Source organism: Pseudomonas sp. JC1203 (assembly GCF_056175065.1).
In genome coordinates this window covers 18,205-44,609 of the sequence record NZ_JBWCAM010000012.1, presented here as the reverse complement: position 1 = coordinate 44,609, position 26,405 = coordinate 18,205, and the positions used below count along the sequence as shown (strand labels likewise).

Here is a 26,405-nt window from a genome sequence, read left to right as displayed (position 1 = left end):
CGCTTCCTCTTTTGCCAAGGACTTAACATGGACACCAAACTGCTCGACATCCTCGCCTGCCCGATCTGCAAGGGCCCGTTGAAACTCAGCGCGGACAAGACCGAGCTGATCAGCAAGGGCGCTGGCCTGGCCTACCCGATTCGCGACGGCATCCCGGTGATGCTGGAAAGCGAGGCGCGCACCCTGACCGACGAAGAGCGCCTTGATAAATGAGCCAGGCGTTTACCGTTGTCATCCCAGCACGTTTTTCTTCCACCCGCCTGCCGGGCAAGCCGCTGCAACTGATCGCCGGCAAGCCGATGGTGCAGCACGTCTGGGAGCAGGCGCGTAAAAGCGCGGCCCAGCGCGTGGTAGTCGCCACCGACGATGCGCGCATTGTCGAGGCCTGCCAGGCCTTTGGTGCCGAAGTGCTGCTGACCCGTGCCGACCATGAGTCGGGCACCGACCGCCTGGCCGAAGTGGCCCAGGCCCTGGGCCTGGCCGCCGATGCCATCGTGGTCAACGTGCAGGGCGACGAGCCGCTGATTCCGCCGGCGGTGATCGACCAGGTGGCTGCCAACCTGGCCGCCCACGCCGAAGCGGGCATGGCCACCCTGGCCGAGCCTATCGAGGACGTCGAGTCGCTGTTCAACACCAACGTGGTGAAAGTGGTCACTGACCTCAATGGCCTGGCGCTGACGTTCAGCCGCGCGACCCTGCCGTGGGCACGTGACCAGTTCGCCAACGACCGTGACAGCCTGCCGGCTGGCGTGCCGTTCCGTCGCCACATCGGCATCTACGCCTACCGCGCCGGCTTCCTGCAGGACTTCGTGGCATGGGGCCCGTGCTGGCTGGAAGAGACCGAGCGCCTGGAGCAGCTGCGGGCCCTGTGGCACGGCGTGCGCATTCACGTCGCCGACGCCGTCGAAGCGCCGCCGGCCGGTGTCGACACCCCGCAGGACCTGGAGCGCGTGCGGCGCCTGCTGGAGGCCTGATGCGCGTTTTGTTCGTGTGCCTGGGCAATATTTGCCGTTCGCCCACCGCCGAGGGTGTGTTGCGCCACCAACTGCGCGAAGCCGGCCTGGCCGAGCAGGTGCAGGTGGCGTCGGCCGGCACCGGCGATTGGCACGTGGGCAAACCGCCGGACAGCCGTACCCGTGCCGCGGCCCTGCGCCGCGGCTACGACCTGTCGGCCCAGCGCGCCCAGCAGGTCAGTGCCGCCGATTTTGGCCGCTATGACCTGATCCTGGCGATGGACCACAGTAACCTTGGCAACCTCAAGCGCCTGCAGCCGGCCAGTGGCCGTGCCGAGCTGGACCTGTTCCTGCGCCGTTACGACGGCGCGGTGGACGAGGTGCCCGACCCGTATTACGGCGGCGAGCAGGGCTTCGAGCAGGTACTGGACCTGATCGAGCTGGCCTGTGCTGGCCTGGTCAACGAATTGAAGGGGCGGCTATGAGCCTGCAGATCCGTGAGCAGGTTTCGCTCAAGCCGTTCAACACCTTTGGCATCGACGTCAAGGCGCACTGGTTCGTCGAGGTCGGCACTGACGACCAGGTGCGCGAGGCGCTGGCCTGGGCGCAGGCCCACCAGGTGCCGGTGTTGCCCATAGGCGGTGGCAGCAACCTGCTGCTGACCGCTGATGTGCAGCAGTTGGTGATGCGCATGGTCGGCACCGGCGTGCGCGTGCTCAGCGACGATGGCCAACAGGTGGTGATCGAGGCCCAGGCTGGCGAACCCTGGCACCCGTTCGTGTTGCAGACCCTGGCGATGGGCCTGGCTGGCCTGGAAAACCTCAGCCTGATCCCCGGCACCGTGGGTGCGGCGCCGATGCAGAACATTGGCGCCTACGGGGTCGAGATCAAGGACGTGTTCCAGGGCCTCACCGCGCTGGACCGCCGCACTGGCGAGCTGCGTGACTTCAGCCTGGCGGAGTGTGGTTTTGGCTACCGCGATAGCCTGTTCAAGCGCGAGCCTGGCCGTTGGCTGATCCTGCGCGTGCGCTTCACGCTGACCCGCACGGCGCGGTTGCATCTGGACTACGGCCCGGTGCGCCAGCGCCTGACCGAGCAGGGCATCGAGGCGCCGACGCCCGGTGATGTCAGTGCGGCGATTTGCAGTATTCGTCGGGAAAAACTGCCGGACCCGGCCGAGCTGGGCAATGCCGGCAGCTTCTTCAAGAACCCGGTGGTGCCGGCGGTACTGGCCGCGAGCATCAAGGCCGAGCACCCCGACCTTGTGGGCTACCCCCAGGCCGATGGCCAGGTGAAGCTGGCGGCCGGCTGGCTGATAGAGCGTGCCGGCTGGAAAGGCTTCCGTGAGGCCGATGCCGGCGTGCATCGCCTGCAATCGCTGGTGCTGGTCAACTACGGCGCAGCCACCGGGCAGCAGCTGCACGCCCTGGCCATGCGCATCCAGGCCGACATTCTCCAGCGCTTTGGCGTGGCGCTGGAAATGGAGCCCAACCTGTACTGAGCCGAGCCGGGAGGCGTCAGCATGGCACCATGCATCGTGGTATTGGCAGCGGGGCAGGGCGCACGCTTCCAGGCGCAGGCGGGGGCGGGGCAGCGCAAGTTGCTGGCGCCGTGCCCCGGCCTTGATGGTGCAGTGCGGCCAGTGCTGGCGCAGACCTTGCGCAACCTCGATGGCCTGCCGGGTGCGCGGGTGCTGGTGACGCGGCCGGGCTGCCCGGAAATCGCCGACCTGGGCCGTGCCCATGGTTTTCAGATCGTGTTCCTGCCTTCCCCGGGCATGGGTGACAGCCTTGCTGCGGCGGTCAATGCTACGCCACAGGCTGACGGTTGGCTGGTGGTGCTGGGCGACATGCCGTTCATCCTCCCTGATACCTATCACCAGGTAGTGACGGCGCTTCAATACAACACCCTCTGCGTGCCAGTGGCGGGGCAGGGCTACGGCCACCCAGTGGCCTTCGGCAGCGCCTTCGCCCCGGGCTTGATGAGCCTGAGCGGCGACCAGGGTGCACGGCGGTTGTTCGCTGGCGCCAACGTCATCGAAATCCCCGTCGCCGATCCCGGCATTTATCGCGACATAGACCTTCCCGCAGACCTCCACCGCGGCGCCTAGGACGCGGCCTGCGGCCGCTGCTACAGGTGCGGTGTACGCAGAATTCGCGTAGCAGCTGCCGAAGGCTGCGTCTGGCGGTGGTCCTGCGTTGCTCCGGGACGCGGCCTGCGGCCGCTGCTACGGGGGCGGTGTACGCAGGATTTTGCGTAGCCGCTGCCGTTAGGCTGCGCTGGCCCCTGAGTGCACTAGAGATCTCCAGCGAGGGTGAAGGCTGCGATTCGCGTAGCAGCTGCCGAAGGCTGCGTCTGGCTGCGGCTGATCGATAGACGAAAAAAAGCCCCCGCTGCATCGCTGCAGCGGGGGCTTTTCAACGCCTCAAGGTCAGGCGAGCGATTAGTGCTCGTGCTTCTCTTCTACGGCGTGTGGTGCGTGTGCGGCCTGGGCGGCAGCGGCGGCTGCAGCTTCGGCTTCACGCTTGCGGCGACGCACTTCGCGTGGGTCGTTCGGGGCGCGGCCGTTGCTGGTCAGCGCCACTGCTGGTGCTTCCACCACAGGTTCGGCAACCACTTCAGGCTGGGCTTCGACAACCGGCTCGGCGGCAACCACTGGCGCTTCAAACACCGGCGCCTCAACCACTGGCTCAACCGGCGCTTCAACCACTGGCGCAGCTTCGACGACTGGTGCTGGCGCAGCTTCCACTGCCTCGGCAACAGGCTCTGGCTGGATGTCGACCACTGGCGCGGCAGCTTCTTCAACGGTCTTCGGCGCTGGCGCCTCGAACACGAAGGAAGGCTGCTCGACCACCGGGGCGGCGAACACTTCAGGCTCAGGCTGGGCTTCAACCACGGGAGCAGCTTCAACCACTGGCGTGACTTCAACCGGCGCTTCGCTGGCTGGGGTCTCGACCACTGGGGTCACTTCTACCGGTTGGTCGGCAACCACTTCGGCGTGAACCACTGGCGCAGCTTGTTCGGCAACTTCAGCAGCTTCAGCAACGTCGGCAACCGGTGCAGCTTCAACAGGGGCGGGGGCTTCAACAGCCACTTCCTGTACTGCGGCAGTGGCGCGGTCGGCTTGAACAGCCGCTTCGGCTTCGGCCGGAGCGCTGATTTCGCTGTGGGCGACGGCTTCGGTCACGGCCAGGCCGGCAGCCAGTTCGGCGCCCGATGGCTCGGTGCCTTCTTCCTGGCCTTCTTCGCTGCCTTCAACGACGTTGCCGTTGGCATCGCGCTGACGCTCACGACGGTTGCTGCGGCGACGCTGGCCACGGGAGCGGCGACGTGGGCGTTCGCCGTCAGTGCCTTCCTGGTTTTCGTCCTGCAGCAGCTCTTCGTTCGGCAGGGCCTCATCGGCTTCAGCTTCGGCGGCAGCTACAGTGGCGGCCACGGCGGCCACGGCTACGGCTTCACCTTCAACCTGCTCAGGGCGCAGCACGCGTTCACGCGGTGCACGTTCTTCACGTGGAGCACGCTCTTCGCGCGGTGCACGTTCTTCACGAGGGGCGCGTTCTTCGCGTGGCGCACGTTCTTCACGAGGAGCACGCTCTTCACGAGGGGCGCGTTCTTCGCGCGGTGCACGCTCTTCACGTGGTGCGCGTTCTTCACGCGGTGCACGTTCTTCGCGTGGGGCACGTTCTTCACGTGGCGCGCGCTCTGGGCGCTCTTCACGGACGGCCGGGGCTACGGCGTCCAGCGGCTCGCGCAGTTCGCGGACCGGGCGGTCTTCACGGCTGCGGCGGTCTTCGCGCGGGGCACGTGGCTCGCGTGGCTGGCGTGGGGCGCGCTCTTCACGGGCGGCCGGAGCTTCCTCGCGGGCTTCGCGCGGTGCGCGTTCTTCACGTGGCGCACGCTCTTCGCGCGGCTTGCGTTCTTCGTCGCGGCGGCCGTTACGGCTGCGGCTCTGCTGGCGGCCGTTGCGGCGCTCTTCGTTGCGCTGTGGGCGCTCGGGAGCAGCTGGCTTCTCGACGACTACCGGGGCAGCTGGCTCTTCCTTGGTGGCGAACAGGCTGACCAGCGACTTCACCAGGCCCTTGAACAGGCTTGGCTCAGGCACGACTGGCGCCGGTGCAGCCGGGGCTGGCGCGGCAACCGGAGCTTCAACCGGCACCGGCGCGGAAGTGCGCGGCGGGGCGGTCTTGACCGCGGCTTCCTGGCGTACCAGGGTGCGGGTGGCGGCCACTGGCTGGACTTCTTCGACTTCGGCGGCAGCGATCTCGTAGCTCGACTGGGCGCTCTGGGCTTCCGGGCTGTCGTCGCGCAGGCGCTGCACTTCGAAATGCGGGGTTTCCAGGTGGTCGTTCGGCAGGATCACGATGCGGGCGCGAGTGCGCAGTTCGATCTTGGTGATCGAGTTGCGCTTTTCGTTCAGCAGGAACGCGGCGACCGGGATCGGCACCTGGGCGCGAACTTCGGCAGTGCGGTCCTTCAGGGCTTCTTCTTCGATCAGGCGCAGGATGGCCAGCGACAGCGATTCGACGTCACGGATGATGCCGGTGCCGTTGCAACGCGGGCAGACGATGCCGCTGCTCTCGCCCAGGGATGGACGCAGGCGCTGACGCGACATTTCCAGCAGGCCGAAGCGCGAGATGCGGCCGATCTGCACGCGGGCGCGGTCGGCTTCCAGGCATTCGCGGACTTTTTCTTCCACGGCGCGCTGGTTCTTGGCCGGGGTCATGTCGATGAAGTCGATCACGATCAGGCCGCCGATGTCACGCAGGCGCAGTTGGCGGGCGATTTCTTCGGCCGCTTCCAGGTTGGTCTGCAGGGCGGTTTCTTCGATGTCGCTGCCTTTGGTGGCGCGCGCCGAGTTGATGTCGATGGACACCAGGGCTTCGGTCGGGTCGATCACGATCGAGCCGCCGGACGGCAGTTCGACCACGCGCTGGAAGGCGGTTTCGATCTGGCTTTCGATCTGGAAGCGGTTGAACAGCGGCACGCTGTCTTCGTACAGCTTGATCTTGCTGGCGTACTGCGGCATTACCTGGCGGATGAAGGTCAGGGCTTCTTCCTGGGCTTCGATGCTGTCGATCAGCACTTCGCCGATGTCCTGGCGTAGGTAGTCGCGGATGGCGCGGATGATGACGTTGCTTTCCTGGTAGATCAGGAAAGGCGCGGAACGGTCCAGGGAAGCTTCCTTGATCGCGGTCCACAGTTGCAGCAGGTAGTCCAGGTCCCACTGCATCTCTTCGCTGCTGCGGCCAAGGCCGGCAGTGCGCACGATCAGGCCCATGTCGGCCGGGGCCACCAGGCCGTTCAGCGCTTCCCGCAGTTCGTTGCGCTCTTCGCCTTCGATGCGGCGCGAGATGCCACCGGCACGCGGGTTGTTGGGCATCAGCACCAGGTAACGGCCGGCGAGGCTGATAAAGGTGGTGAGGGCGGCGCCCTTGTTGCCACGTTCTTCTTTCTCGACCTGGACGATGACTTCCTGGCCTTCGCTCAGGACGTCCTTGATGTTGACGCGGCCTTCAGGCGACTTCTTGAAGTATTCGCGGGAGATTTCTTTCAGAGGCAGGAAGCCATGACGCTCGGAGCCGAAGTCGACGAAGGCGGCTTCCAGGCTCGGTTCGATACGAGTGATCCGGCCTTTGTAGATGTTGGCCTTCTTCTGCTCGCGGGCGCCGGACTCGATGTCCAGGTCGTAGAGGCGCTGGCCGTCTACCAGCGCAACGCGCAACTCTTCGGGTTGAGTTGCGTTAATCAGCATTCTTTTCATGTAGTACCGTCGGTTTCCGGGCTGCCGGAAACGGCGTTCGGCACACACGACTTCTCACGGTCGGTGTCAGGGTGCGTCAGCAGCGGCGGGGCCACTGCAGTGTCCAGCGAGGTCCATCCAAAGGGGATGAAGTCGCGACGACGCGTCCTGCTTGCTGTGGTGTCAAAAGCACTCAGTCAGGAGGAGGAATCAATTGTCCTGCGTGGACGCCTGTAGGCGTCTGATCAAGCCCGGGTCGTGTCGTGAGGCGCCTGGGGCAGTACTCGACATGACGCGGTGCTACACGGTCCGACGATTGTGCATCTCCACCCTACACGTATCCCTGATAATTCGGGTGCTGCCGCGCGCTGAATCCGCAACGGGTTGGCATTTATCGCAAGCACCGATGGGGCGCTTGCGCATTTATGGCTAAGGCTTTGTGTTTCCGAAGCATTCGCCGCTACCGGGTGACAACGACCGCGTGGGATGCGAGTGGCATCGATAAAAAACTGAAAATGAGTGCAAAAACACCGCTCTTTTTGGCTTTCTCTCGGTCTTCTCACATCTGCGCCGGTTACGTTGCGTACCACCCCGTAATCAAGCAAAAACCCCGTCGGACGGCCTCGCGTCCTCATGAATTGCGTTGGCAAGGGCCGGTCTACTACCGCATATCCGCTTGCCCGCCACTTTTGGCGGCGTTCGCGACTATAGCAGCAATCATTAAGTGCTTCAAATCCATAAAAAATTGTTATTATGGAGAAATGACGACTACAACCCCTCCAACCTCCGGCGTCCAGCTGCTCGAGGTTGCGCCGGAATATGCCGGCCAAAGAATCGACAATTTCCTCATCACTGCACTCAAGGGCGTGCCCAAAACCTTGGTCTACCGCATTCTTCGCAAAGGCGAAGTGCGCGTGAACAAGGGGCGCATCAAGCCCGAATACAAGTTGCAGGCCGGGGACATTATCCGTATTCCACCTGTGCGCCTGCCCGAGCGCGACGAGCCCGTGCCGCTGGCCCAGGGCTTGCTGCAGCGCCTGGAGGCCTCGATCGTGTTCGAGGACAAGGCCCTTTTGGTCATCAACAAGCCGGCCGGCATTGCCGTGCACGGTGGCAGCGGCCTGAACTACGGGGTGATCGAAGCCTTCCGTCAGCTGCGCCCTGACACCAAGGAGCTGGAGCTGGTGCACCGCCTGGACCGCGACACGTCCGGGCTGCTGATGATTGCCAAGAAGCGCAGCATGTTGCGCCACCTGCACGCCGCCCTGCGTGGCGATGGCGTGGACAAGCGCTACATGGCGCTGGTGCGCGGCCGCTGGGATTCGGCGCGCAAGCAGGTCAATGCGCCGTTGCAGAAGAGCAACCTGCGTTCGGGCGAGCGCATGGTCGAGATCGACGAAGAGGGCAAAGAGGCCCTGACCCTGTTCAAGGTGCTACGCCGCTTCGGCGACTTCGCCACCATGGTCGAGGCGCGGCCGATTACCGGGCGTACCCACCAGATTCGCGTGCACACCTTGCATGCCGGGCACAGCATTGCCGGCGACAGCAAGTACGGTGACGAGGAGTTCAGCAAGGAAATCCGCGACCTGGGCGGCAAGCGCCTGTTCCTGCACGCCTATTCCCTTACCGTGCCGCTGCCCGACGGCGGTGCCCTGAAGCTTGAGGCGCCGGTGGACGAGATGTGGGCCAAGACCGTGGAGCGCCTCGCCAGTGCGCCGTGATTACGACCTGCTGATCTTCGACTGGGACGGCACTCTGTCCGATTCCATTGGTCGGATTGTCGAGGCCATGAAAGTGGCGGCGCGGGCGGCCGGTTATGCCGAGCGCAGCGACGAGGCTATCAAGGGCATCATCGGTTTGGCGTTGCCAGAGGCAATTCTTACGCTGTACCCGGAAATGGATGACAGCCAAGTCGTAGCTTTTCGTCAACACTATGCTGATTGCTACATGGCCATGGACGCAGAGCCCTCGGCGCTGTTTCCAGGTGTGCTGGAGTCGCTGGAGGCGTTCCGGGCTCAGGGTTACCGCCTGGCGGTGGCCACGGGCAAGGCGCGTCGCGGTCTGGACCGGGTGCTGAAGGCGCACGGCTGGGAGGCGTACTTCGACATCACCCGTGCCGCCGATGAAACCCGCAGCAAGCCGCACCCGCTGATGCTGGAAGAGATATTGGCGCACTGCCAGGTGCCGCGCGAGCGCGCCCTGATGGTCGGGGATGCGGCGTTCGACCTGCTGATGGCGCGCAATGCCGGCATGGATGCGGTAGCCGTGGGCTACGGCGCCATGCCGCTTGCGGCGCTGATGGTGCACGAGCCCGTGCTGGCCATCGAGCGCTTCGCTGACTTGCATGCATGGCTGGCCAGTTCGACGAATTGAAATTTTCCGTAGGGAGCTGAACGATGTCTGATGAATGGAAAGCGCCCGACGCCGAAAAGCGTGGTGATGACAAGAGCTGGCAGTTGTTGGAAAGGACGTTGCAAGCCAATGTCATCGAGCATCGGCGGACCCGGCGCTGGGGTATTTTCTTCAAGTCGCTGACCTTCATTTACCTGTTCCTGGCCATCGCCGCGTTCTCGCCGCTGATGGACATGGAGAAGAGTGCCACCCGCGGCTCCCATTACACGGCGCTGATCGAAGTGCGTGGCGTGATCGCCGACCAGGAGGCTGCCAGCGCCGACAACATCATCGGCAGCCTGCGCGCCGCCTTCGAAGACCCCAAGGTCAAGGCCGTGGTGCTGCGCATCAACAGCCCTGGTGGCAGCCCGGTGCAGGCCGGCTACGTGGTGGACGAGATTCATCGCCTGCGCAAAGAGCACCCTGATACCAAACTGTACGCGGTAATCAGTGACCTGGGTGCCTCGGGTGCCTACTACATCGCCAGCGCGGCCGACCAGATCTACGCCGACAAGGCCAGCCTGGTGGGCTCCATCGGGGTGACGGCGGCGGGTTACGGTTTCGTCGGCACCATGGAGAAGTTGGGTGTGGAGCGTCGCGCGTACACCTCGGGTGAGCACAAGTCGTTCCTCGACCCGTTCCAGCCGGCCAAGCCTGACGAGACCAAGTTCTGGCAGGGCGTGCTGGACACCACGCACAACCAGTTCATTTCGGTGGTGAAGCAGGGGCGTGGCGAGCGCTTGAAAGACAAGGACCACCCGGAGATGTTCTCGGGGCTGATCTGGTCGGGCGAGCAGGCGCTGCCGCTGGGGCTAATCGATGGCCTGGGCAACGCCAGCTACGTGGCGCGTGAGGTGGTGGGCGAGAAAGAGCTGGTCGACTTCACCGTCGAGGACTCGGCCCTGGACCGCTTCTCCAAGAAGCTGGGTGCCAGCGTGGCTGAAAAGCTGGCGCTGTACATGGGCTTCAGTGGTCCTTCGTTGCGTTGAAGCGGTGGTGCCTGTGACGCGGCCTGCGGCCGCTGCTACGGGCGATCTACGGCACCTGCACCCCTTCCTGCAGCAACATGTCCACCAGCCGGATCAGCGGCAGCCCCACCAGGCTGGTCGCGTCCGGCCCGTGGGTGCGCTTGAACAAGCTCACCCCCAGCCCTTCGGCCTTGAAGCTGCCGGCGCAGTCATAAGGCTGCTCGGCCCGCAGGTAGCGTTGGATGGTCGCCAGGTCCAATTCGCGCATCTCCACGGTGAATGGCACGCAATCCACCTGGCAGTGCCCTGTGGCGCTGTTGAGCAGTGCCAGGCCGGTGAGGAAGGTGACGCTGGTGCCGCTGGCCTCCAGCAGCTGTGCGCAGGCCCTGTCGAAGTCGTGGGGCTTGCCCAGGATCTGTTCGCCCAGCACCGCCACCTGGTCGGAGCCGATGATCAGGTGGCCAGGGTGGCTTGCCGCCAGGGCGCGGGCTTTCTGTTCGGCCAGGCGCTTGACCAGGGCTTCGGCGGGCTCGTCCGCCTGGCGGCTCTCGTCGATATCGGGGCTGGCGCAGGTGAACGGCAGGCGCAGGCGACCCAGCAATTCCCGGCGGTATGGCGAGCTTGAGGCTAGTAACAAGGGCAGCATGGCGGTCTCCTGTGGATGAATGGTCATTCTATCATTGGGTTAGCGCCTAATTTCCTTTGACAGAGCAGGGGGTCGTCCCTAGAATGCTGCGCCTATGTTGAATGACCCGATTCCACCTCACGTTGACCCGCGCAAATTGGCCGATCGTGGCGTAACCCTAGAAGGTTCGCTGCCATTATCCGATTTGGAGAGACTCTGCGACCCGCTTTCCGACAATGTCGGTTCGGTGCAGGCTAAATTCGTTTTCGAACGAGACGAACGAAAGGCCGTGGTTATCCACAGCCATCTCGACGTCGAAGTCAAGATGGTATGCCAGCGTTGTCTTGAGCTGGTCACCCTGCCGATCCACAGCGAATGCAGTTATGCTGTGGTGAAGGAGGGTGCAAATACCCAGTCGTTACCGAAAGGTTATGACGTGCTGGAACTGGGCGAAGATCCTTTGGATCTGCAGGCATTGATCGAGGAGGAGCTTCTGCTCGCCTTGCCCATTGTGCCTGCTCATCATCCGGAAGAATGCCAGCAGCCGGCGGGCGCAGATGAGCCCGAGCCGAGCGAGGACGAGGTAACGCGGTCCAACCCGTTCAGTGTATTGGCGCAGTTAAAGCGTGACCCAAACGTTTAGGAGTTAATCAATTATGGCTGTTCAGCAGAACAAAAAATCCCGCTCTGCCCGTGACATGCGCCGTTCGCACGACGCCCTGTCGGCTAGCACCCTGTCGGTCGAGAAGACCACTGGCGAAGTACACCTGCGCCACCACGTTTCGCCAGAAGGCGTATACCGTGGCCGTAAAGTGATCGACAAGGGCGCTGACGAGTAATCCTTGTCCGCTCAAGTCATCGCGATTGACGCAATGGGCGGGGACTTCGGTCCCCGCAACATTGTCCAGGCCAGCCTCGCCTGCCTGTCTGCTACCCCCTCGCTGTACCTGACCCTCGTCGGTCACCCACTCCTCCTTGAAGAATTGATCGCCAGCCAAACCGGTGTGGATCGCGCGCGCCTGCAGATTGCTGCGGCCAGCGAAGTCATCGGCATGGACGAGCGGCCGTCCCAGGCCTTGCGTGGCAAGCCGGACTCTTCGATGCGGGTGGCGTTGCAGCTGCTGCGCGACGGCAAGGTGCAAGCCTGCGTCAGCGCTGGCAATACTGGCGCGCTGATGGCCTTGTCGCGCCATGTGCTCAAGACCTTGCCTGGCGTCGACCGGCCGGCGATGGTGGCGGCGATTCCCACGCAGACCGGCTATTGCCAGCTGCTGGACCTGGGTGCCAACGTCGACTGCACTGCCGAACACCTGTTCCAGTTCGCTGTGATGGGCTCGGTGGCGGCCCAGGCGCTGGGCGTGGCCCGGCCACGGGTGGCGCTGCTGAACGTGGGCACCGAGGACATCAAGGGCAACCAGCAGGTGAAGCTTGCCGCCAGCCTGTTGCAGGGCGCGCGCGGGTTGAACTACATCGGCTTCATCGAGGGTGATGGGGTGTACCGCGGCGAAGCGGACGTGGTGGTGTGCGACGGTTTTGTCGGCAATGTGCTGCTCAAGTCCAGCGAAGGCCTGGCGACCATGATCAGCGGCCGCATCGAGGCATTGTTTCGACATAATTTGCTGTCGCGCGCGGTCGGCGCCCTGGCCATGCCGCTGCTCAAGCGCCTGCAGGCCGACCTGGCGCCGGCGCGACATAACGGCGCAAGCTTCCTGGGCCTGCAGGGCATTGTGGTGAAAAGCCACGGTTCGGCGGGCGTGCAGGGCTTCCAGAGCGCGATTTCCCGGGCGTTGATCGAGATTCAGGAAAACCTTCCGCAGCGCCTGCATGGGCAGCTGGAAGATCTGTTGCTTTAGGCATATCCGCCAAGGAATGCTTAAATGTGACCACCCGGTTCTATCTGTCATCCAACTGTCAGTTTCTTGCGTTCAACTCCGGTTGCACGTCAATTCTCCGACGACAAGATCATTAAAGGGCTTGTTAAATGTCTGCATCCCTCGCATTTGTCTTTCCAGGGCAAGGTTCCCAGTCCCTGGGCATGCTCGCCGAGCTGGGCGCCCAGTACCCGCTGGTGCTGGATACGTTCAAGGAAGCTTCCGACGCGCTGGGTTACGACCTGTGGGCGCTGACCCAGCAGGGTCCGGAAGAAAGCCTCAACCAGACTGACAAGACTCAGCCTGCCATTCTGGCGGCCTCGGTTGCCCTGTGGCGCCTGTGGCTGGCCGAAGGTGGCGAGCGCCCGGCATTCGTCGCCGGCCATAGCCTGGGCGAATACAGCGCCCTGGTGGCCGCTGGCTGCCTGAGCCTGGCCGACGCGGTCAAGCTGGTGGAGCGCCGCGGCCAACTGATGCAAGAGGCCGTTCCGGCCGGGCAGGGCGCCATGGCGGCCATCCTGGGCCTGGACGACGCCGTGGTGGTCAACGCCTGCGCCGAAGCGGCCCAGGGCGAAGTGGTCAGCGCGGTAAACTTCAACTCCCCGGGCCAGGTGGTGATCGCCGGCGCCAAGGCTGCCGTCGAGCGCGCCATGGAGCTGTGCAAGGCTGCCGGCGCCAAGCGCGCCCTGCCGCTGCCGGTGAGCGTGCCGTCGCACTGCGCGCTGATGAAGCCGGCTGCCGAGCGCTTCGCCGAGTCGATCAACGCCATCGACTGGCAGGCCCCGCAGATCCCGCTGGTGCAGAACGTCAGCGCCGCCGTGCCGGCCGACCTCGACACCCTCAAACGTGACCTGCTGGAACAGCTGTACAAGCCGGTGCGCTGGGTGGAGTCGGTGCAGTACCTGGCTGCCCAGGGTGCCCCACGCCTGGTCGAATGCGGCCCGGGCAAGGTCCTGGCCGGTCTGAACAAGCGCTGCGCCGATGGCGTCAGCACTGAAAACCTGAATACCCCAGACGCCTTCGCTGCCGCTGTCGCGGCGAAAGCCTGAAATAGGAGAAGCCTGCATGAGCCTGCAAGGTAAAGTTGCACTGGTTACCGGCGCCAGCCGCGGTATTGGCCAGGCTATCGCCCTGGAACTGGGCCGCATGGGCGCTACCGTCATCGGTACCGCCACGTCGGCCTCGGGTGCCGAGCGCATTGCCGCCACCCTCAAGGAAAATGGCGTGCAGGGCACTGGCCTGGAGCTGAACGTGACCAGCGACGAATCCGTCGCCGCGGTACTGGCTGCCATCACCGAACAATTCGGCGCGCCGACCATCCTGGTCAACAACGCCGGCATCACCCGCGACAATTTGATGCTGCGGATGAAGGACGATGAGTGGCATGATGTCATCGATACCAACCTCAACAGCCTGTACCGGCTGTCCAAGGGCGTGCTTCGCGGCATGACCAAGGCGCGCTGGGGTCGTATCATCAGCATTGGTTCGGTCGTCGGTGCCATGGGCAACGTCGGCCAGGTAAACTACGCTGCCGCCAAGGCGGGCCTCGAGGGCTTCAGCCGTGCGCTGGCCCGTGAAGTGGGCTCGCGTGCGATCACGGTCAACTCGGTGGCCCCAGGCTTCATCGACACCGACATGACCCGTGAACTGCCTGAAGCGCAGCGTGAAGCCTTGCAGACCCAGATTCCCCTGGGTCGCCTGGGCCAGGCCGAAGAGATCGCGAAAGTGGTCGCTTTCCTGGCCTCGGAAGGTGCAGCCTACGTGACCGGTGCTACTATCCCGGTGAACGGCGGCATGTACATGTAAGTGAAATGTGACGGATTGCTTCAAAAAAATGTCATACGTGCTGTCTAAAATCCGTTATAAAGCTGCATCCAAATTCTAGGTAGCGGGTGAGTGTGATCGGGAAGCGACGCTTTCAGCTTGAAATGCCGAAGCCTTCCTATAAACTTGCACACTGGCCAGCTGCCTGACTTATGTCCATTAGGAGTGAAAACAAGGTATGAGCACCATCGAAGAACGCGTCAAGAAAATCGTCGCCGAGCAACTGGGCGTTAAAGAAGAAGAAGTCGTGAACACTGCTTCCTTCGTAGAAGATCTGGGTGCCGATTCCCTTGACACCGTTGAGCTGGTGATGGCTCTGGAAGAGGAATTCGAGACCGAAATCCCTGACGAAGAAGCTGAGAAGATCACTACTGTTCAAGCCGCTATCGATTACGTCACCAGCCACCAGGCTTAAGATTTGTAATCGCAGCTTCTTGTCATGGAAAAACCGCACTGCCTTTGCTGGCGTGCGGTTTTTTCTTTAGATGAGATGTAAAGGTTGTTCCTAGAATAAGGAGAGCGCTGTGTCGCGTAGACGCGTCGTGGTCACCGGTATGGGTATGCTGTCGCCACTGGGCACGGATGTGCCGAGCACCTGGCAGGGCATTCTGGCTGGCCGCAGTGGCATTGGTCTGATCGAGCATACTGACCTTTCTGCCTACTCCACCCGTTTTGGCGGCTCGGTCAAAGGCTTCAACGTCGAGGAGTACCTGTCGGTCAAGGAAGCCCGCAAGCTCGACCTGTTCATTCAGTACGGCCTGGCGGCCGGTTTCCAGGCAGTGCGTAACGCCGGCCTGGAAGTGACCGATGCCAACCGTGAGCGCATTGGCGTGGCCATGGGCTCGGGTATCGGCGGCCTGACCAACATCGAGGAAACCTGCCAGATCCTGCACGCCTCCGGGCCGCGTCGGATTTCGCCGTTCTTCGTGCCGGGTTCGATCATCAACATGATTTCCGGTTTCCTGTCCATCCACCTGGGTGTGCAGGGGCCTAACTATGCCATCGCCACGGCGTGTACCACCGGTACGCACTGCATTGGCATGGCTGCGCGCAACATCGCCTACGGCGAAGCCGACGTGATGATTGCCGGTGGCGCCGAAATGGCCGCCTGTGGCCTGGGCATGGGCGGCTTCGGTGCCTCCCGCGCGCTGTCCACCCGCAACGACGAGCCAACCCGTGCCAGCCGTCCGTGGGACAAGGGCCGTGATGGCTTCGTGCTGTCCGACGGCGCCGGTGCGCTGGTGCTCGAAGAGCTGGAGCACGCCAAGGCGCGTGGCGCCACCATCTACGCCGAGCTGGTGGGCTTTGGCATGAGCGGTGACGCTTACCACATGACCTCGCCGCCCGAAGACGGCGCAGGTGCCGCGCGCTGCATGGCCAACGCCCTGCGCGACGCCGGTGTGAACGGCAGCGATGTGCAGTACATCAACGCCCACGGTACCTCTACCTCGGCGGGTGACCTGGCGGAAGCCTCGGCCATCAAGTCGGTGTTCGGCAACCACGCCTACAAGCTGGCGGTCAGCTCCACCAAGTCCATGACCGGCCACCTGCTGGGTGCCGCGGGCGCGGTGGAAGCCATCTTCAGCATCCTGGCCATCAACAGCCAGGTGGCGCCGCCGACCATCAACCTGGACGAGCCTGATGAAGGCTGCGACCTGGACTTCGTCCCGCATCAGGCGCGCAACATGCCGATCGATGTGGTGCTGTCCAACTCGTTCGGCTTTGGTGGCACCAACGGCTCGCTGGTGTTCCGCCGGTTCAACGGTTGATGCTCAGCTGGGTCGACGGTGTGCCGGCGGACACGCTGGCGGTGAAAAACCGCGGCCTGGCCTATGGCGATGGGTTGTTCGAGACCATCGCCGTCAGGGCTGGCCAGCCGCTGTTGCTGGCGCGGCACCTGCAGCGCCTGCTGCTGGGCTGCCAGCGCCTGGCAATCAGCCTTGACGCCTGCCTGGTCGAGGCTGAACTGGCCGCCTGTGCCGCGCAGCTGGGCGACGGTGTGCTCAAGCTCATCGTCACCCGCGGCGACAGCCAGCGTGGCTACGCCGCCGACCCCCTGGCGCCCGCCCGGCGCCTGGTCCAGGGCAACCCGCCCGCCGCTTACCCCACCGCCCATGCCGAACACGGCGTGCAGCTGTTCGACTGCGCTACGCGCCTGGCTGAACAACCGTTGCTGGCGGGCCTCAAGCACCTCAACCGCCTGGAGCAGGTACTGGCGCGCGCCGAATGGAGCAGCCCGGACTTTGCCGAAGGTTTGATGCGCGATGTTTCCGGGCGCCTGGTGGAAGGCGTGTACAGCAACCTGTTTTTGGTGCGCGACGGCCAGCTGCTGACCGCCGACCTTGCGCGCTGCGGCGTCGCCGGGGTCATGCGCGCCGAGCTGCTGGCCCGGGCTGCGGCGCTGGGCATTGCCGTGCAGGTCCGCGACCTGTGGCCTGAAGACCTTCAACAGGCCGATGAAGTGTTTGTCTGCAACAGCGTGTATGGCATTTGGCCGGTGCGCGCTTTCGCGTCACTTAGCTGGCCGCCGGGACCGCTCACCCGTAAACTGCAGAGCATTGCCCGCGCACTATTGGATGTGTGATTCGTGAGACGTAAATTCTTGGTGCTGCTGGAGACCCTGGTTATCCTGGCAGGCCTGACGCTGGGCTTTGCAGCCTGGAAAGTGCACAGCGCACTCGATCAAACCCTTGCCGTTGCCCAGGAAGAGCTCCTGGACGTACCGACCGGTTCGACGCCCACCGGCACCTTCATGCGCATGCAGGCCAAGGGCACGCTGCGCGATGCGTTCTGGCTGCGTATCTACTGGCGCTTCAACCTGGCCGGCACGCAGCTGCACAGTGGCGAGTACCGCCTGGTCCCCGGCATGACCCTCAAGGACTTGCTGGGTGTGTGGCAGCGCGGCGAGGTGGTGCAGTACAACCTGACGCTGGTGGAAGGCTGGAACTTCCGCCAGGTGCGCGCCGCGCTCGACAAGCAGGAAAAACTCAAGCACACCCTGGCCGGGCTGAGCGACGCCGAGGTCATGACCCGCCTGGGCCATGAGGGCGTGTTCCCCGAAGGCCGGTTCTTCCCCGACACCTACAAGTACGTGCGCGGCATGAGCGACGCCGAACTGCTGGGCCAGGCCTATGGCCGCCTGGACGAGGTGCTGGCCAAGGAATGGACCGACCGTGCCGCGGATGCGCCTTACGACCAGCCCTACCAGGCGCTGATCATGGCCTCGCTGGTTGAAAAGGAAACCGGCGTGCCCCAGGAGCGTTCGCAGATCGCCGGCGTGTTCGTGCGCCGCCTGGCCACCGGCATGCTGCTGCAGACCGACCCCACCGTGATCTACGGCATGGGCGAGCGCTACACCGGCAAGCTGACCCGCGCCGACCTGCATGAAGCCACGCCTTACAACACCTACACCAACGCCGGCCTGCCGCCGACGCCCATCGCCATGGTAGGCCGCGAGGCAATCCATGCGGCGCTGAACCCGGCCAGCGGCACCAGCCTGTATTTCGTCGCCCGCGGCGACGGCAGCCATGTGTTCTCCGACGACCTGGACGAGCACAACAACGCCGTGCGCGAGTTCCAGCTCAAGCGCCGCGCCGACTACCGTTCCAGCCCCGCACCCGCCCCGGTGCCGGCGCCAGCGCCTGGCGAGGAGGCGGCCCCGCAGCCGCCGACCGTACCGGCGGCAAGCCCCGACACGGCCACCGACAGCAATGCCGATGCGCCCCATGACACACAGAAGGACAGCCAGTGAGCGGTTTATTCATCACCCTTGAAGGCCCCGAAGGCGCGGGCAAGAGCACCAATCGCGAGTACCTGGCCGAGCGCCTGCGCGCCGCCGGCCTGGACGTGGTGCTGACCCGCGAGCCGGGCGGCACGCCGCTGGCCGAGGGCATCCGCGAGCTGCTGCTGGCCCCCAGCGACGAAGCCATGCATGCCGACACCGAGCTGTTGCTGGTGTTCGCCGCCCGCGCCCAGCACCTGAGCGAAGTGATTCGCCCGGCGCTGGCCCGTGGCGCAGTGGTGCTGTGCGACCGGTTCACCGACGCCACCTACGCCTACCAGGGCGGCGGCCGCGGCCTGAGCCAGGCGCGCATCGCCAGCCTGGAAAACTTCGTCCAGGGTGACCTGCGCCCCGACCTGACCCTGGTGTTCGACCTGCCGGTGGAAGTGGGCCTGGCCCGCGCCACCGCCCGTGGCCGCCTGGACCGTTTCGAGCAGGAAGGCCGGGCCTTCTTCGAAGCGGTGCGCAACACCTACCTGCAACGCGCCGCCGCCGCGCCGCAGCGCTACACGCTGGTCAACGCCGCGTTGACCCTGGCCGAAGTGCAGCAGCAGCTCGACAGCCTGCTGCCGGGTATCGAGGCGCGCTGCCGTGGCTGAGGCCTACCCGTGGCAGGACAGCCTCTGGCAGCACCTGGCCGGCCGCAGCCAGCACGCCCACGCGTACCTGCTGCATGGCCCCCAGGGCATCGGCAAGCGCGCCCTGGCCGAGCGCCTGATGGCGTTGCTGCTGTGCCAACAGCCTCAAGGGCTGGCTGCCTGCGGGCAGTGCAAGTCCTGCCACCTGCTGGCGGCGGGCAGCCACCCGGACAACTACATCCTGGAGCCCGAAGAGGCCGACAAGGCCATCAAGGTCGACCAGGTGCGCGACCTCGTCAGTTTCGTGGTGCAGACCGCGCAGCTGGGCGGGCGCAAGGTAGTGCTGATCGAGCCGGTGGAGGCGATGAACATCAACGCCGCCAACGCCCTGCTCAAAAGCCTCGAAGAGCCGTCGGGCAACACCGTGCTGCTGCTGGTCAGCCACCAGCCCAGCCGCTTGCTGCCGACCATCAAGAGCCGCTGCGTGCAGCAGGCCTGCCCGCTGCCCAGCCAGGCCATGAGCCTGGATTGGCTGGCCGGCGCCTTGCCCGATTGCACCGCCGAACAACGTGAAGAACTGCTGACCCTGGCCGCCGGCTCGCCGCTGGTGGCGGTGCGCCTGCAGGCCCAGGGCGTTACCGAGCAGCGCGCGCTGGTGGTGGAGGGGGTGAAGAAGCTGCTCAAGCAGCAGGCTTCACCCACGCAACTGGCGGAAAGCTGGAACACCATCCCGCTGATGTTGCTGTTCGACTGGTTCTGCGACTGGTCCAACCTGATCCTGCGCTACCAGTTGACGCAGGACGAGGAGGGGTTAGGCTTGGGGGACATGCGCAAGGTGGTGCAGTACCTGGCGCAAAAGAGCGGGCAGGGCAAGGTCCTGGCCGCCCAGGACTGGATTCTGGCGCAGCGCCAGAAGGTGCTGGCCAAGGCCAACCTCAACCGGGTGTTGCTGCTCGAAGCGTTGCTGGTGTCCTGGGCAGGCTTGCCCGGCCAGGCTTGAAGAGCGTAGTGGGGCCCACCACGGTGGGCCTTCGGTAGTTGGCGCAATCGAGGAATTTCAATGAATCAGCCAGTCAGTCCCGGCCCGCGCAACGGCATCCTGTCCCTGACCATCAAGGACAAATCGGTGCTGTACGCCGCCTACATGCCCTTCATCAAGAACGGTGGGCTGTTCATCCCCACCAGCAAAAGCTACAAGCTGGGCGATGAGCTGTTCATGCTGCTGAACCTGATGGACGAGCCGGAGAAAATCCCGGTGGCCGGCCGTGTCGCCTGGATCACGCCCAAGGGCGCCCAGGGCAACCGCGCCGCCGGTGTCGGCGTGCAGTTCAACGACGGTGACAACACCGCCCGTAACAAGATCGAAACCTACCTGGCCGGTGCCATCAAGTCCGACCGCCCCACTCATACGATGTAAGTTGCCCAATGCCCATGCTTGTCGATTCCCACTGCCACCTCGATCGTCTGGACCTGGCCCAGCACGACGGTTCCCTCGATGCCGCCCTGCAGGCAGCCCGTGACCGCGGGGTAGGGCACTTTCTGTGCATCGGCGTCAGCGCCGACAACGCCGGCGCGGTGAAGGCCGTGGCCGAGCAGTACGCCGACGTCGATTGTTCGGTGGGTATTCACCCGCTGGACCTGAAACCCGGTGAAGAGCCGGCGCTGAAGTGGCTGCTGGAAGAGCTGGACCACCCACGCGTGGTGGCCATTGGCGAAACCGGCCTGGACTACCATTACGAGCCGGAGGCCGCCGAGCTGCAGCAGGCCTCGTTCCGCCTGCACCTGGAAGCGGCGAACATCACCGGCAAGCCGGTGATCATCCATACCCGCGGCGCCCGCGCCGACACCCTCGACCTGCTGCGCGAAGCCAGCTTGCCGCAGGCCGGCGTGCTGCACTGCTTCACCGAAGACTGGGACATGGCCAGGGCGGCCCTGGACATGGGGTATTACATTTCCCTGTCGGGCATTGTCACCTTCCGCAATGCCGACGCCCTGCGCGACGTGGCCCGCCAGGTGCCTGCCGACCGCCTGCTGGTGGAAACCGACTCGCCGTACCTGGCGCCCATCCCGCACCGGGGCAAGCCCAACCTGCCGCAATACGTGCGCGAAGTGGCCGAATTCCTGGCGCTGGTGCGCGGCGAAAGCTACGAGCAGCTGGCCGAGCAGACCACCGCCAACTTCAAGCGGCTGTTCCCGCTGGCCCACGTGGGCGCCTGAGGCAAATCCGAGGCAAAAAAAAACCCGGGTTCTGGGGGGTGAATCCGGGTTAAGACCATTAGGAGTAAAACAAAGGCGTGCGTTCCCTTGACACCTTTATCGGCGTCTCACTTGGGGGGTATGAGCACGTCGACTCTTCAAGTATTGGCGACCTTGCGCACTATGCCACCGGCGATTGAGCGTTTTTTAAACAGATTTGGAATACGTTCGCGTCCATTGAGTGCTCTTGGCAAGGTTGGGCCATGAAAGCGCCAGGAAACGGGGGGTAAAATTGTACCGGCACGTGTCCACAACCAGTACTATGGTTGGAACTTCCGTGCAATTTGCTGCAAGTTAGGCATAATACCGGCCTTCGATTTTGATCCAGTCCTTCTTATGCAGAAAGAACCTCGTAAGGTCCGTGAGTTTCGTCGCCGGGAGCAAGAGATCCTCGACACCGCGCTCAAACTGTTCCTGGAACAGGGTGAGGACAGCGTCACCGTCGAGATGATCGCGGATGCCGTAGGCATCGGCAAAGGCACGATTTACAAGCACTTCAAGTCCAAGGCGGAGATCTACCTGCGCCTGATGCTCGACTACGAGCGCGACTTGAACGAACTGCTGCATTCGGCTGACGTCGACCGCGACAAGGAAGCCCTGTCGCGCGCCTACTTCGAATTCCGCATGCGTGACCCGCAGCGCTACCGCCTGTTCGACCGCCTGGAAGAAAAAGTGGTCAAGGGCAACCAGGTGCCGGAAATGGTCGAGGAACTGCACAAGATCCGCGCCTCCAACTTCGACCGCCTGACGCTGCTGATCAAGGGCCGCATCAGCGAGGGCAAGCTCGAAGACGTGCCTCCGTATTTCCACTACTGCGCCTCCTGGGCCCTGGTACACGGCGCCGTGGCGCTGTACCACTCGCCGTTCTGGAGCAACGTGCTGGAAGACCAGGAAGGCTTCTTCCAGTTCCTGATGGACATCGGCGTGCGCATGGGCAACAAGCGCAAGCGCGACAGCGAACCGTCCGCCTGACCCCTGTGGGAGCTGGCTTGCCAGCGAGCTTTTGATTCCAGCAAGCTCGCTGGCAAGCCAGCTCCCATGGAACGGTCCATACTCATGTATGTGTGGGGCTTGCAAAAACCTGACTTTTCGGTCAGATTTTCGCTGTCCGCTTCCCCCATGCCGGAGTCATCATGATCGTCGATCGTCAAGGCAGGTGTTTTCGCAATCTGCGTGTCAGCCTGACGGCAGCATGCAACTACGCCTGCACCTACTGCGTGCCCGACGGCAAGCGCCTGGTGGCCGCGCAGGATGAGCTGTCCGCCGCCACCCTGGTGCGCGGGGTGCAATACCTGATCGAGGCGGCCGGCATCGAGCGCCTGCGCATCACCGGCGGCGAACCGCTGGTCAGCCCGCGCCTGGAAGAATTCCTGCGAGGCGTCGCGAACCTGGGCCTGGCCGACATCAGCCTCACCACCAACGGCCAGTTGCTGTCGCGCAAGCTGCCGCTGCTGCTGGACACCGGCATCCGCCGCCTCAACGTCTCCCTCGACACCCTGGACCCCGACGCTTTCCGCAGCATTGCCCGTGGCGGTGACCTGCGCACCGTGCTCGACGGCCTGGAGCGCGCGCGGGCGGCGGGCTTGCGCATCAAGGTCAACATGGTGCCGCTGCGCGGGCGCAACGTCGACCAGGTGCTGCCGCTGCTGGACTACTGCCTGGACCGCGGTTTCGAGCTGCGTTTCATCGAGCTGATGCGCATGGGGCACCTGGCCCGCGACAGTGCCGGCTTCCACGCCCAGTTCATCGGCCTCGACGGGTTGCTGGCGCTGATTGGCGAACACTACGAGTACCAGCAGGCCAGCGCGCCGGTGGACGCTACCGCCATCCGCTATGAAGTGCCGGGGCGTGGTTATTTTGGCGTGATCGCCAACGAGAGCGTGCCGTTCTGCCGGACCTGCTCGCGGCTGCGGCTGTCGTCCACCGGCTGGCTGCACGGCTGCCTGTCGTCCAGCAACCGCCACTACGTTGGCGATGTGCTGGAAATGCCCCGTGAACAGGCGCTGCCGGCCCTGCAGGGCTTGCTGCAAAAGGCCTTGGGCGACAAGCAGGAAGTAGCGTTTTCCGGTGGCGCGACGGTGATGAAGATCATCGGCGGCTAAGCCGGCAGGGGTGGATGCGCAGACTGGCGCAAAAGCTGCATCAGGCGGCTATTCGCCGGTTTTCCGTCACCGGCCTCTGGAGGAAAGATGCGTAGCCTGGTCTTGCTGCTCGCGCTGTTGGCGCTGGGCGGCTGCATGAGTGTGAGCGACATGGGTGAAGCCACCCGCGAACAATTGAGCGACGCCGGTGTGCTGAACCACAGCAACACCCGCCGCCTGAACAACTTCCGCCTGCAGCCGGATTCGTTCATCTACATCGGCCAGGGCGCCTTCGCCCCGCCGGGTAGTTCCTACCCAAAGCCTAACGTGGTAGCCGAGGCGGCCTTCAACGGCTTTATCGACTACTTCCCCATGGTGCGCCGCGCCCGCACGCCGCTGGGGCTGGAGCAGGCCCTGGGCGAGGCCCGTAGCGCCGGCGCCAGCTACCTGCTGTACACCCGCTTCGCCAATGCCGATGACCGCATCGGCAACGCCGACGAGTGGGCCGACCAGGAAGCCGTCGACCGCCTGGGCGTGGACAACGGCACCATCCAGGTGATGCTGATCGAAACCAACACCCGCTACCTCATCGACAGCGCCACCATCCGCATGCGCGGCGGCCTGCTGAGTATTCACAACCAGAAGCCGGAAGATTTGCTAGAGCCACCGCTGGAGGATTACGCTCGTATCCTGTTGGGCATGAGTCGCCCGTAAAGCGGTAATCAGGAGCAAGGCATGAGTGGTGCAGGCAAGGCGAACGATCTGCTGGCGCAGATCCCCAGCAGTGGCAAGGGCCTGCCGCCCGTGCATCTGTGGAACCCGGACTTCTGCGGCCACATAGACATGCGCATCGCCCGGGACGGTACCTGGTACTACCTGGGCACGCCTATCGGGCGAAAGCCCATGGTGCGCCTGTTCTCCACCATCCTGCGCCGCGACGGCGACGACTACGTGCTGGTGACCCCGGTGGAGAAAGTCGGCATCACCGTCGACGACGCACCCTTCGTTGCCGTGACCCTGGAGGTGGAAGGGCAGGGTGAAGCCCAGGTGCTGCGCTTCACCACCAACGTCGAAGACGGCGTGGTAGCCGACGCCGAGCACCCGCTGCGGGTGGAAACCGACCCTGCCACCCAGGAGCCTGCGCCATATGTGCTGGTGCGCAGCAACCTCGAAGCGCTGGTGCACCGCAACGTCTTCTACCAGCTGGTGGAGCTGGCCACCGTGCGCGAAATCGACGGCAAGCGCTGGCTGGGCGTGTGGAGCAGCGGGCAGTTCTTCCCTATCGGCCTGGAGCCCTGATAATCCGGGACGCCGCCTTCGGCAGCTGCTACAGGGATCCGCGTCCCGGGCCATTGGCCACCTGCTTTTCCCGTCCATTGGCGCTTTAACGCCGCGGCGGGTGGGCCTATCTTCATCTCATCCCCTCACGAGGCCATGAAGATGAACATCCGCATCCTGCTTGCCACCGCTTTGCTGTCCACCAGCGCGTTCGCCCACGACAACGTCAAGATCCTGCAACAGCAAACCCCGCCCAACGCCCCCGGCCAGCAGGCCATCATGCTCACCGTCGACTACGCCCCCGGCCAGGCCTCTGACGCCCACAGCCACCCGGGCTCGGTGATGGCCTATGTGCTTGAGGGCAGCGTGGTGTCGCAGCTGAAGGGCGAGGCGCCGGTTACCTACAAACAGGGCCAGTACTGGTACGAGCCTGCCGGCACCGTGCATTTGGTGTCACGCAATGCCAGCAAGACCAGGCCGGCGAAGCTGTTGGTGTGGGTGTTGAAGGGGGAGGGGCAGCAGGTGCTGGAACCGTACAGCCAATAACCCATCCCGTAGCAGCGGCCGCCGCAACAAATTTCCAAACCCCGGAAACGACAAAGCCCCTCTAAAAGAGGGGCTTCGTTATGTTTTGGCTCCACGACCTGGACTCGAACCAGGGACCCAATGATTAACAGTCATTTGCTCTACCAACTGAGCTATCGCGGAATCTGGTGCCTATGTTACTGATTCAAAAGGAGAAGTCAACCTTTTTGTTAACTTCTCCCGCTGAACGGCATCACAGCACGGCAACGATCGCCTTGATCACGCGGTCGATGTTGCTCTGGTTCAGGGCTGCCACGCAGATGCGGCCGGTGTCCAGCGCGTAGATGCCGAAGTCGCTGCGCAGGCGCTGGGCCTGGGCGGCGGTCAGGCCCGAGTAGGAGAACATGCCGCGCTGCAGGCCGACGAAGCCGAAGTCGCGGTTGGCGCCAGCGGCGGCCAGGCCTTCGACCATCTGGTTGCGCATGCCGCGAATGCGCAGGCGCATTTCAGCCAGCTCGGCTTCCCACTGGGCGCGTAGTTCCGGGCTGTTCAGCACGGTGGCGACGATCATGGCGCCGTGGGTAGGCGGGTTGGAGTAGTTGGTGCGGATCACGCGCTTGACCTGGGACAGCACGCGGGTGCTTTCTTCCTTGGACTCGGTGACGATCGACAGCGCGCCAACGCGTTCGCCGTACAGCGAGAACGACTTGGAGAACGAGCTGGAAACGAAGAAGGTCAGGCCCGACTCGGCGAACAGGCGCACGGCGGCGGCGTCTTCGTCGATGCCGTCGCCAAAGCCCTGGTAAGCCATGTCCAGGAACGGTACGTGGCCCTTGGCCTTGACGGTTTCCAGCACTTGCTTCCAGTCTTCCGGGGTCAGGTCGACGCCGGTCGGGTTATGGCAGCAGGCGTGCAGCACGACGATGGAGCCGTTCGGCAGGGCGTTCAGGTCCTCGAACAGGCCGGCACGGTTGACGCCGTTGGTGGCGGCATCGTAGTAGCGGTAGTTCTGCACCGGGAAGCCAGCGGTTTCGAACAGGGCGCGGTGGTTTTCCCAGCTTGGGTCGCTGATGGCGACGACGGCATTGGGCGAGAGCTGCTTGAGGAAGTCGGCACCGATTTTCAGTGCGCCAGTGCCGCCAACGGCTTGCACGGTGACCACGCGGCCTTCGGCCAGCAGTGGCGACTGGGCGCCGAACAGCAGTTTCTGCACGGCCTGGTCGTAGGCCGCGATGCCGTCGATCGGCAGGTAACCGCGGGCTGCGTGCTGTGCAACGCGGGCGGTTTCGGCTTCGACAACGGCGCGCAGCAGGGGAATTCGCCCTTGTTCGTCGCTGTAAACACCTACGCCCAGGTTGATCTTGTCGGTGCGGGTGTCAGCGTTGAAAGCTTCGTTAAGGCCCAGGATAGGATCGCGGGGTGCCAATTCGACAGCGGAAAACAGGCTCATTTTTACCGTGGCTCTGAATGGAGAGTGATGGGGGGTGCACTGCTCCAAAAATGCACTAGAGCGGTGCACAAACGGGGAGTCAGT

The 26,405-nt window shown here is 64.2% G+C and carries 29 protein-coding genes and 1 tRNA gene; 26 read left to right on the top strand and 4 right to left on the bottom strand.

Features of this window, described 5'->3' with window-relative positions:
• Window positions 1–27 precede the first annotated feature (27 nt).
• Genes AC0SZ7_RS18430 through AC0SZ7_RS18410 form a run of 5 tightly spaced genes read left to right on the top strand, consistent with a single transcriptional unit; the run spans window position 28 to window position 3,063 of the window.
• A complete protein-coding gene (locus tag AC0SZ7_RS18430) occupies window positions 28–213 on the top strand; it encodes a Trm112 family protein (RefSeq protein WP_027977460.1) in 186 nt (61 codons plus the stop codon).
• On the top strand, window positions 210–974 hold the full coding sequence (gene kdsB, locus AC0SZ7_RS18425) for a 3-deoxy-manno-octulosonate cytidylyltransferase (protein WP_475505726.1): 765 nt from the start codon (window positions 210–212) through the stop codon (window positions 972–974). The genes AC0SZ7_RS18430 and kdsB overlap by 4 nt, the downstream gene beginning before the upstream one ends.
• The gene (locus AC0SZ7_RS18420) at window positions 974–1,438 is read left to right on the top strand and encodes a low molecular weight protein-tyrosine-phosphatase (protein ID WP_475505725.1); all 465 of its coding nucleotides are present in this window, start codon (window positions 974–976) and stop codon (window positions 1,436–1,438) included. The genes kdsB and AC0SZ7_RS18420 overlap by 1 nt, the downstream gene beginning before the upstream one ends.
• Window positions 1,435–2,454 carry a UDP-N-acetylmuramate dehydrogenase gene (murB, locus tag AC0SZ7_RS18415; RefSeq protein ID WP_475505724.1) on the top strand — a complete coding sequence of 340 codons (1,020 nt, stop codon included), beginning with the start codon at window positions 1,435–1,437 and terminating at the stop codon, window positions 2,452–2,454. The genes AC0SZ7_RS18420 and murB overlap by 4 nt, the downstream gene beginning before the upstream one ends.
• Before the next feature lie 21 nt (window positions 2,455–2,475).
• Complete coding sequence (locus AC0SZ7_RS18410) at window positions 2,476–3,063, top strand: nucleotidyltransferase family protein (protein WP_475505723.1); 588 nt, start codon at window positions 2,476–2,478, stop codon at window positions 3,061–3,063.
• A 333-nt stretch (window positions 3,064–3,396) separates the two neighbouring features.
• Here the strand turns inward: AC0SZ7_RS18410 and rne are convergent, their stop codons facing one another.
• The gene (gene rne / locus AC0SZ7_RS18405; RefSeq protein WP_475505722.1) at window positions 3,397–6,714 is read right to left on the bottom strand and encodes a ribonuclease E; all 3,318 of its coding nucleotides are present in this window, start codon (window positions 6,712–6,714) and stop codon (window positions 3,397–3,399) included.
• Between the two features lie 740 nt (window positions 6,715–7,454).
• On the opposite strand from rne, the gene rluC reads away from it, so the two are divergent.
• The 3 genes from rluC to AC0SZ7_RS18390 are packed head-to-tail and all read left to right on the top strand — an operon-like array spanning window position 7,455 to window position 10,073.
• Window positions 7,455–8,414 carry a 23S rRNA pseudouridine(955/2504/2580) synthase RluC gene (gene rluC, locus AC0SZ7_RS18400; RefSeq protein ID WP_475505721.1) on the top strand — a complete coding sequence of 320 codons (960 nt, stop codon included), beginning with the start codon at window positions 7,455–7,457 and terminating at the stop codon, window positions 8,412–8,414.
• Window positions 8,404–9,066 (top strand): HAD-IA family hydrolase, encoded by a 663-nt coding sequence (locus AC0SZ7_RS18395; protein ID WP_475505720.1) that lies wholly within the window; start codon window positions 8,404–8,406, stop codon window positions 9,064–9,066. Before rluC ends, AC0SZ7_RS18395 begins: the two co-directional genes overlap by 11 nt.
• A gap of 23 nt (window positions 9,067–9,089) precedes the next feature.
• Complete coding sequence (locus AC0SZ7_RS18390) at window positions 9,090–10,073, top strand: S49 family peptidase (protein WP_475505719.1); 984 nt, start codon at window positions 9,090–9,092, stop codon at window positions 10,071–10,073.
• A 46-nt stretch (window positions 10,074–10,119) separates the two neighbouring features.
• On the opposite strand, the gene AC0SZ7_RS18385 is transcribed toward AC0SZ7_RS18390, so the two are convergent.
• Complete coding sequence (locus tag AC0SZ7_RS18385) at window positions 10,120–10,698, bottom strand: Maf family protein (protein WP_475505718.1); 579 nt, start codon at window positions 10,696–10,698, stop codon at window positions 10,120–10,122.
• A 94-nt stretch (window positions 10,699–10,792) separates the two neighbouring features.
• Between AC0SZ7_RS18385 and AC0SZ7_RS18380 the strand changes: the two genes are divergently transcribed.
• The 18 genes from AC0SZ7_RS18380 to AC0SZ7_RS18295 all read left to right on the top strand — a co-directional run bounded on the left by AC0SZ7_RS18380 (window position 10,793) and on the right by AC0SZ7_RS18295 (window position 24,892).
• Window positions 10,793–11,320 carry a YceD family protein gene (locus AC0SZ7_RS18380; RefSeq protein ID WP_475505717.1) on the top strand — a complete coding sequence of 176 codons (528 nt, stop codon included), beginning with the start codon at window positions 10,793–10,795 and terminating at the stop codon, window positions 11,318–11,320.
• Window positions 11,321–11,333: 13 nt separating this feature from the next.
• A complete protein-coding gene (gene rpmF, locus AC0SZ7_RS18375; protein ID WP_008375086.1) occupies window positions 11,334–11,516 on the top strand; it encodes a 50S ribosomal protein L32 in 183 nt (60 codons plus the stop codon).
• A gap of 3 nt (window positions 11,517–11,519) precedes the next feature.
• Window positions 11,520–12,530: a phosphate acyltransferase PlsX gene (plsX, locus tag AC0SZ7_RS18370; protein WP_475505716.1), complete on the top strand. Its 1,011-nt coding sequence runs from the start codon at window positions 11,520–11,522 to the stop codon at window positions 12,528–12,530.
• Window positions 12,531–12,658: 128 nt separating this feature from the next.
• Entirely contained in the window at window positions 12,659–13,597 is a 939-nt protein-coding gene (gene fabD, locus AC0SZ7_RS18365) for an ACP S-malonyltransferase (RefSeq protein WP_475505715.1), read from the top strand.
• Between the two features lie 16 nt (window positions 13,598–13,613).
• Window positions 13,614–14,354 (top strand): 3-oxoacyl-ACP reductase FabG, encoded by a 741-nt coding sequence (gene fabG, locus AC0SZ7_RS18360; protein ID WP_027977471.1) that lies wholly within the window; start codon window positions 13,614–13,616, stop codon window positions 14,352–14,354.
• 196 nt (window positions 14,355–14,550) lie between these two features.
• Window positions 14,551–14,787, top strand: coding sequence for an acyl carrier protein (gene acpP / locus AC0SZ7_RS18355; RefSeq protein ID WP_003175607.1), 237 nt, complete (start codon window positions 14,551–14,553; stop codon window positions 14,785–14,787).
• A gap of 109 nt (window positions 14,788–14,896) precedes the next feature.
• Complete coding sequence (gene fabF, locus AC0SZ7_RS18350) at window positions 14,897–16,141, top strand: beta-ketoacyl-ACP synthase II (protein ID WP_475505714.1); 1,245 nt, start codon at window positions 14,897–14,899, stop codon at window positions 16,139–16,141.
• Entirely contained in the window at window positions 16,141–16,956 is an 816-nt protein-coding gene (gene pabC / locus AC0SZ7_RS18345; RefSeq protein ID WP_475505713.1) for an aminodeoxychorismate lyase, read from the top strand. The genes fabF and pabC overlap by 1 nt, the downstream gene beginning before the upstream one ends.
• Window positions 16,957–16,959: 3 nt before the next feature.
• Window positions 16,960–18,123 (top strand): endolytic transglycosylase MltG, encoded by a 1,164-nt coding sequence (mltG, locus tag AC0SZ7_RS18340; protein ID WP_475505712.1) that lies wholly within the window; start codon window positions 16,960–16,962, stop codon window positions 18,121–18,123.
• Window positions 18,120–18,752 carry a dTMP kinase gene (tmk, locus tag AC0SZ7_RS18335; protein ID WP_475505711.1) on the top strand — a complete coding sequence of 211 codons (633 nt, stop codon included), beginning with the start codon at window positions 18,120–18,122 and terminating at the stop codon, window positions 18,750–18,752. The genes mltG and tmk overlap by 4 nt, the downstream gene beginning before the upstream one ends.
• Window positions 18,745–19,731: a DNA polymerase III subunit delta' gene (locus tag AC0SZ7_RS18330; RefSeq protein WP_475505710.1), complete on the top strand. Its 987-nt coding sequence runs from the start codon at window positions 18,745–18,747 to the stop codon at window positions 19,729–19,731. The genes tmk and AC0SZ7_RS18330 overlap by 8 nt, the downstream gene beginning before the upstream one ends.
• A gap of 60 nt (window positions 19,732–19,791) precedes the next feature.
• A complete protein-coding gene (locus AC0SZ7_RS18325; protein WP_475505709.1) occupies window positions 19,792–20,148 on the top strand; it encodes a PilZ domain-containing protein in 357 nt (118 codons plus the stop codon).
• 14 nt (window positions 20,149–20,162) lie between these two features.
• Window positions 20,163–20,948, top strand: coding sequence for a TatD family hydrolase (locus tag AC0SZ7_RS18320; protein WP_475505708.1), 786 nt, complete (start codon window positions 20,163–20,165; stop codon window positions 20,946–20,948).
• 375 nt (window positions 20,949–21,323) lie between these two features.
• Entirely contained in the window at window positions 21,324–21,959 is a 636-nt protein-coding gene (locus AC0SZ7_RS18315) for a TetR/AcrR family transcriptional regulator (RefSeq protein WP_027977478.1), read from the top strand.
• A gap of 161 nt (window positions 21,960–22,120) precedes the next feature.
• The gene (locus AC0SZ7_RS18310; RefSeq protein ID WP_475505707.1) at window positions 22,121–23,089 is read left to right on the top strand and encodes a GTP 3',8-cyclase MoaA; all 969 of its coding nucleotides are present in this window, start codon (window positions 22,121–22,123) and stop codon (window positions 23,087–23,089) included.
• An 87-nt stretch (window positions 23,090–23,176) separates the two neighbouring features.
• On the top strand, window positions 23,177–23,782 hold the full coding sequence (locus AC0SZ7_RS18305) for a DUF4823 domain-containing protein (protein WP_475505706.1): 606 nt from the start codon (window positions 23,177–23,179) through the stop codon (window positions 23,780–23,782).
• Between the two features lie 21 nt (window positions 23,783–23,803).
• Window positions 23,804–24,367: a DUF1285 domain-containing protein gene (locus tag AC0SZ7_RS18300; RefSeq protein WP_475505705.1), complete on the top strand. Its 564-nt coding sequence runs from the start codon at window positions 23,804–23,806 to the stop codon at window positions 24,365–24,367.
• A 135-nt stretch (window positions 24,368–24,502) separates the two neighbouring features.
• Complete coding sequence (locus tag AC0SZ7_RS18295) at window positions 24,503–24,892, top strand: cupin domain-containing protein (RefSeq protein ID WP_475505704.1); 390 nt, start codon at window positions 24,503–24,505, stop codon at window positions 24,890–24,892.
• Between the two features lie 86 nt (window positions 24,893–24,978).
• Here the strand turns inward: AC0SZ7_RS18295 and AC0SZ7_RS18290 are convergent.
• Window positions 24,979–25,054, bottom strand: a tRNA-Asn gene (locus AC0SZ7_RS18290).
• Between the two features lie 70 nt (window positions 25,055–25,124).
• Window positions 25,125–26,321, bottom strand: a complete 1,197-nt coding sequence (locus tag AC0SZ7_RS18285) for an amino acid aminotransferase (protein ID WP_475505703.1) — start codon at window positions 26,319–26,321, stop codon at window positions 25,125–25,127.
• Window positions 26,322–26,405 lie beyond the last annotated feature (84 nt).

Excerpts from the sequence above, each read along its gene's own strand:
- AC0SZ7_RS18430 (WP_027977460.1), top strand. The coding sequence starts at position 28 with ATGGACACCAAACTGCTCGACATCCTCGCCTGCCCGATCTGCAAGGGC.
- kdsB (WP_475505726.1), top strand. The coding sequence starts at position 210 with ATGAGCCAGGCGTTTACCGTTGTCATCCCAGCACGTTTTTCTTCCACC.
- AC0SZ7_RS18420 (WP_475505725.1), top strand. The coding sequence starts at position 974 with ATGCGCGTTTTGTTCGTGTGCCTGGGCAATATTTGCCGTTCGCCCACC.
- murB (WP_475505724.1), top strand. The coding sequence starts at position 1,435 with ATGAGCCTGCAGATCCGTGAGCAGGTTTCGCTCAAGCCGTTCAACACC.
- AC0SZ7_RS18410 (WP_475505723.1), top strand. The coding sequence starts at position 2,476 with ATGGCACCATGCATCGTGGTATTGGCAGCGGGGCAGGGCGCACGCTTC.
- rne (WP_475505722.1), bottom strand. The coding sequence starts at position 6,714 with ATGAAAAGAATGCTGATTAACGCAACTCAACCCGAAGAGTTGCGCGTT.
- rluC (WP_475505721.1), top strand. The coding sequence starts at position 7,455 with ATGACGACTACAACCCCTCCAACCTCCGGCGTCCAGCTGCTCGAGGTT.
- AC0SZ7_RS18390 (WP_475505719.1), top strand. The coding sequence starts at position 9,090 with ATGTCTGATGAATGGAAAGCGCCCGACGCCGAAAAGCGTGGTGATGAC.
- AC0SZ7_RS18385 (WP_475505718.1), bottom strand. The coding sequence starts at position 10,698 with ATGCTGCCCTTGTTACTAGCCTCAAGCTCGCCATACCGCCGGGAATTG.
- AC0SZ7_RS18380 (WP_475505717.1), top strand. The coding sequence starts at position 10,793 with ATGTTGAATGACCCGATTCCACCTCACGTTGACCCGCGCAAATTGGCC.
- rpmF (WP_008375086.1), top strand. The coding sequence starts at position 11,334 with ATGGCTGTTCAGCAGAACAAAAAATCCCGCTCTGCCCGTGACATGCGC.
- fabD (WP_475505715.1), top strand. The coding sequence starts at position 12,659 with ATGTCTGCATCCCTCGCATTTGTCTTTCCAGGGCAAGGTTCCCAGTCC.
- fabG (WP_027977471.1), top strand. The coding sequence starts at position 13,614 with ATGAGCCTGCAAGGTAAAGTTGCACTGGTTACCGGCGCCAGCCGCGGT.
- acpP (WP_003175607.1), top strand. The coding sequence starts at position 14,551 with ATGAGCACCATCGAAGAACGCGTCAAGAAAATCGTCGCCGAGCAACTG.
- pabC (WP_475505713.1), top strand. The coding sequence starts at position 16,141 with ATGCTCAGCTGGGTCGACGGTGTGCCGGCGGACACGCTGGCGGTGAAA.
- AC0SZ7_RS18325 (WP_475505709.1), top strand. The coding sequence starts at position 19,792 with ATGAATCAGCCAGTCAGTCCCGGCCCGCGCAACGGCATCCTGTCCCTG.
- AC0SZ7_RS18320 (WP_475505708.1), top strand. The coding sequence starts at position 20,163 with ATGCTTGTCGATTCCCACTGCCACCTCGATCGTCTGGACCTGGCCCAG.
- AC0SZ7_RS18315 (WP_027977478.1), top strand. The coding sequence starts at position 21,324 with ATGCAGAAAGAACCTCGTAAGGTCCGTGAGTTTCGTCGCCGGGAGCAA.
- AC0SZ7_RS18310 (WP_475505707.1), top strand. The coding sequence starts at position 22,121 with ATGATCGTCGATCGTCAAGGCAGGTGTTTTCGCAATCTGCGTGTCAGC.
- AC0SZ7_RS18305 (WP_475505706.1), top strand. The coding sequence starts at position 23,177 with ATGCGTAGCCTGGTCTTGCTGCTCGCGCTGTTGGCGCTGGGCGGCTGC.
- AC0SZ7_RS18300 (WP_475505705.1), top strand. The coding sequence starts at position 23,804 with ATGAGTGGTGCAGGCAAGGCGAACGATCTGCTGGCGCAGATCCCCAGC.
- AC0SZ7_RS18295 (WP_475505704.1), top strand. The coding sequence starts at position 24,503 with ATGAAGATGAACATCCGCATCCTGCTTGCCACCGCTTTGCTGTCCACC.
- AC0SZ7_RS18285 (WP_475505703.1), bottom strand. The coding sequence starts at position 26,321 with ATGAGCCTGTTTTCCGCTGTCGAATTGGCACCCCGCGATCCTATCCTG.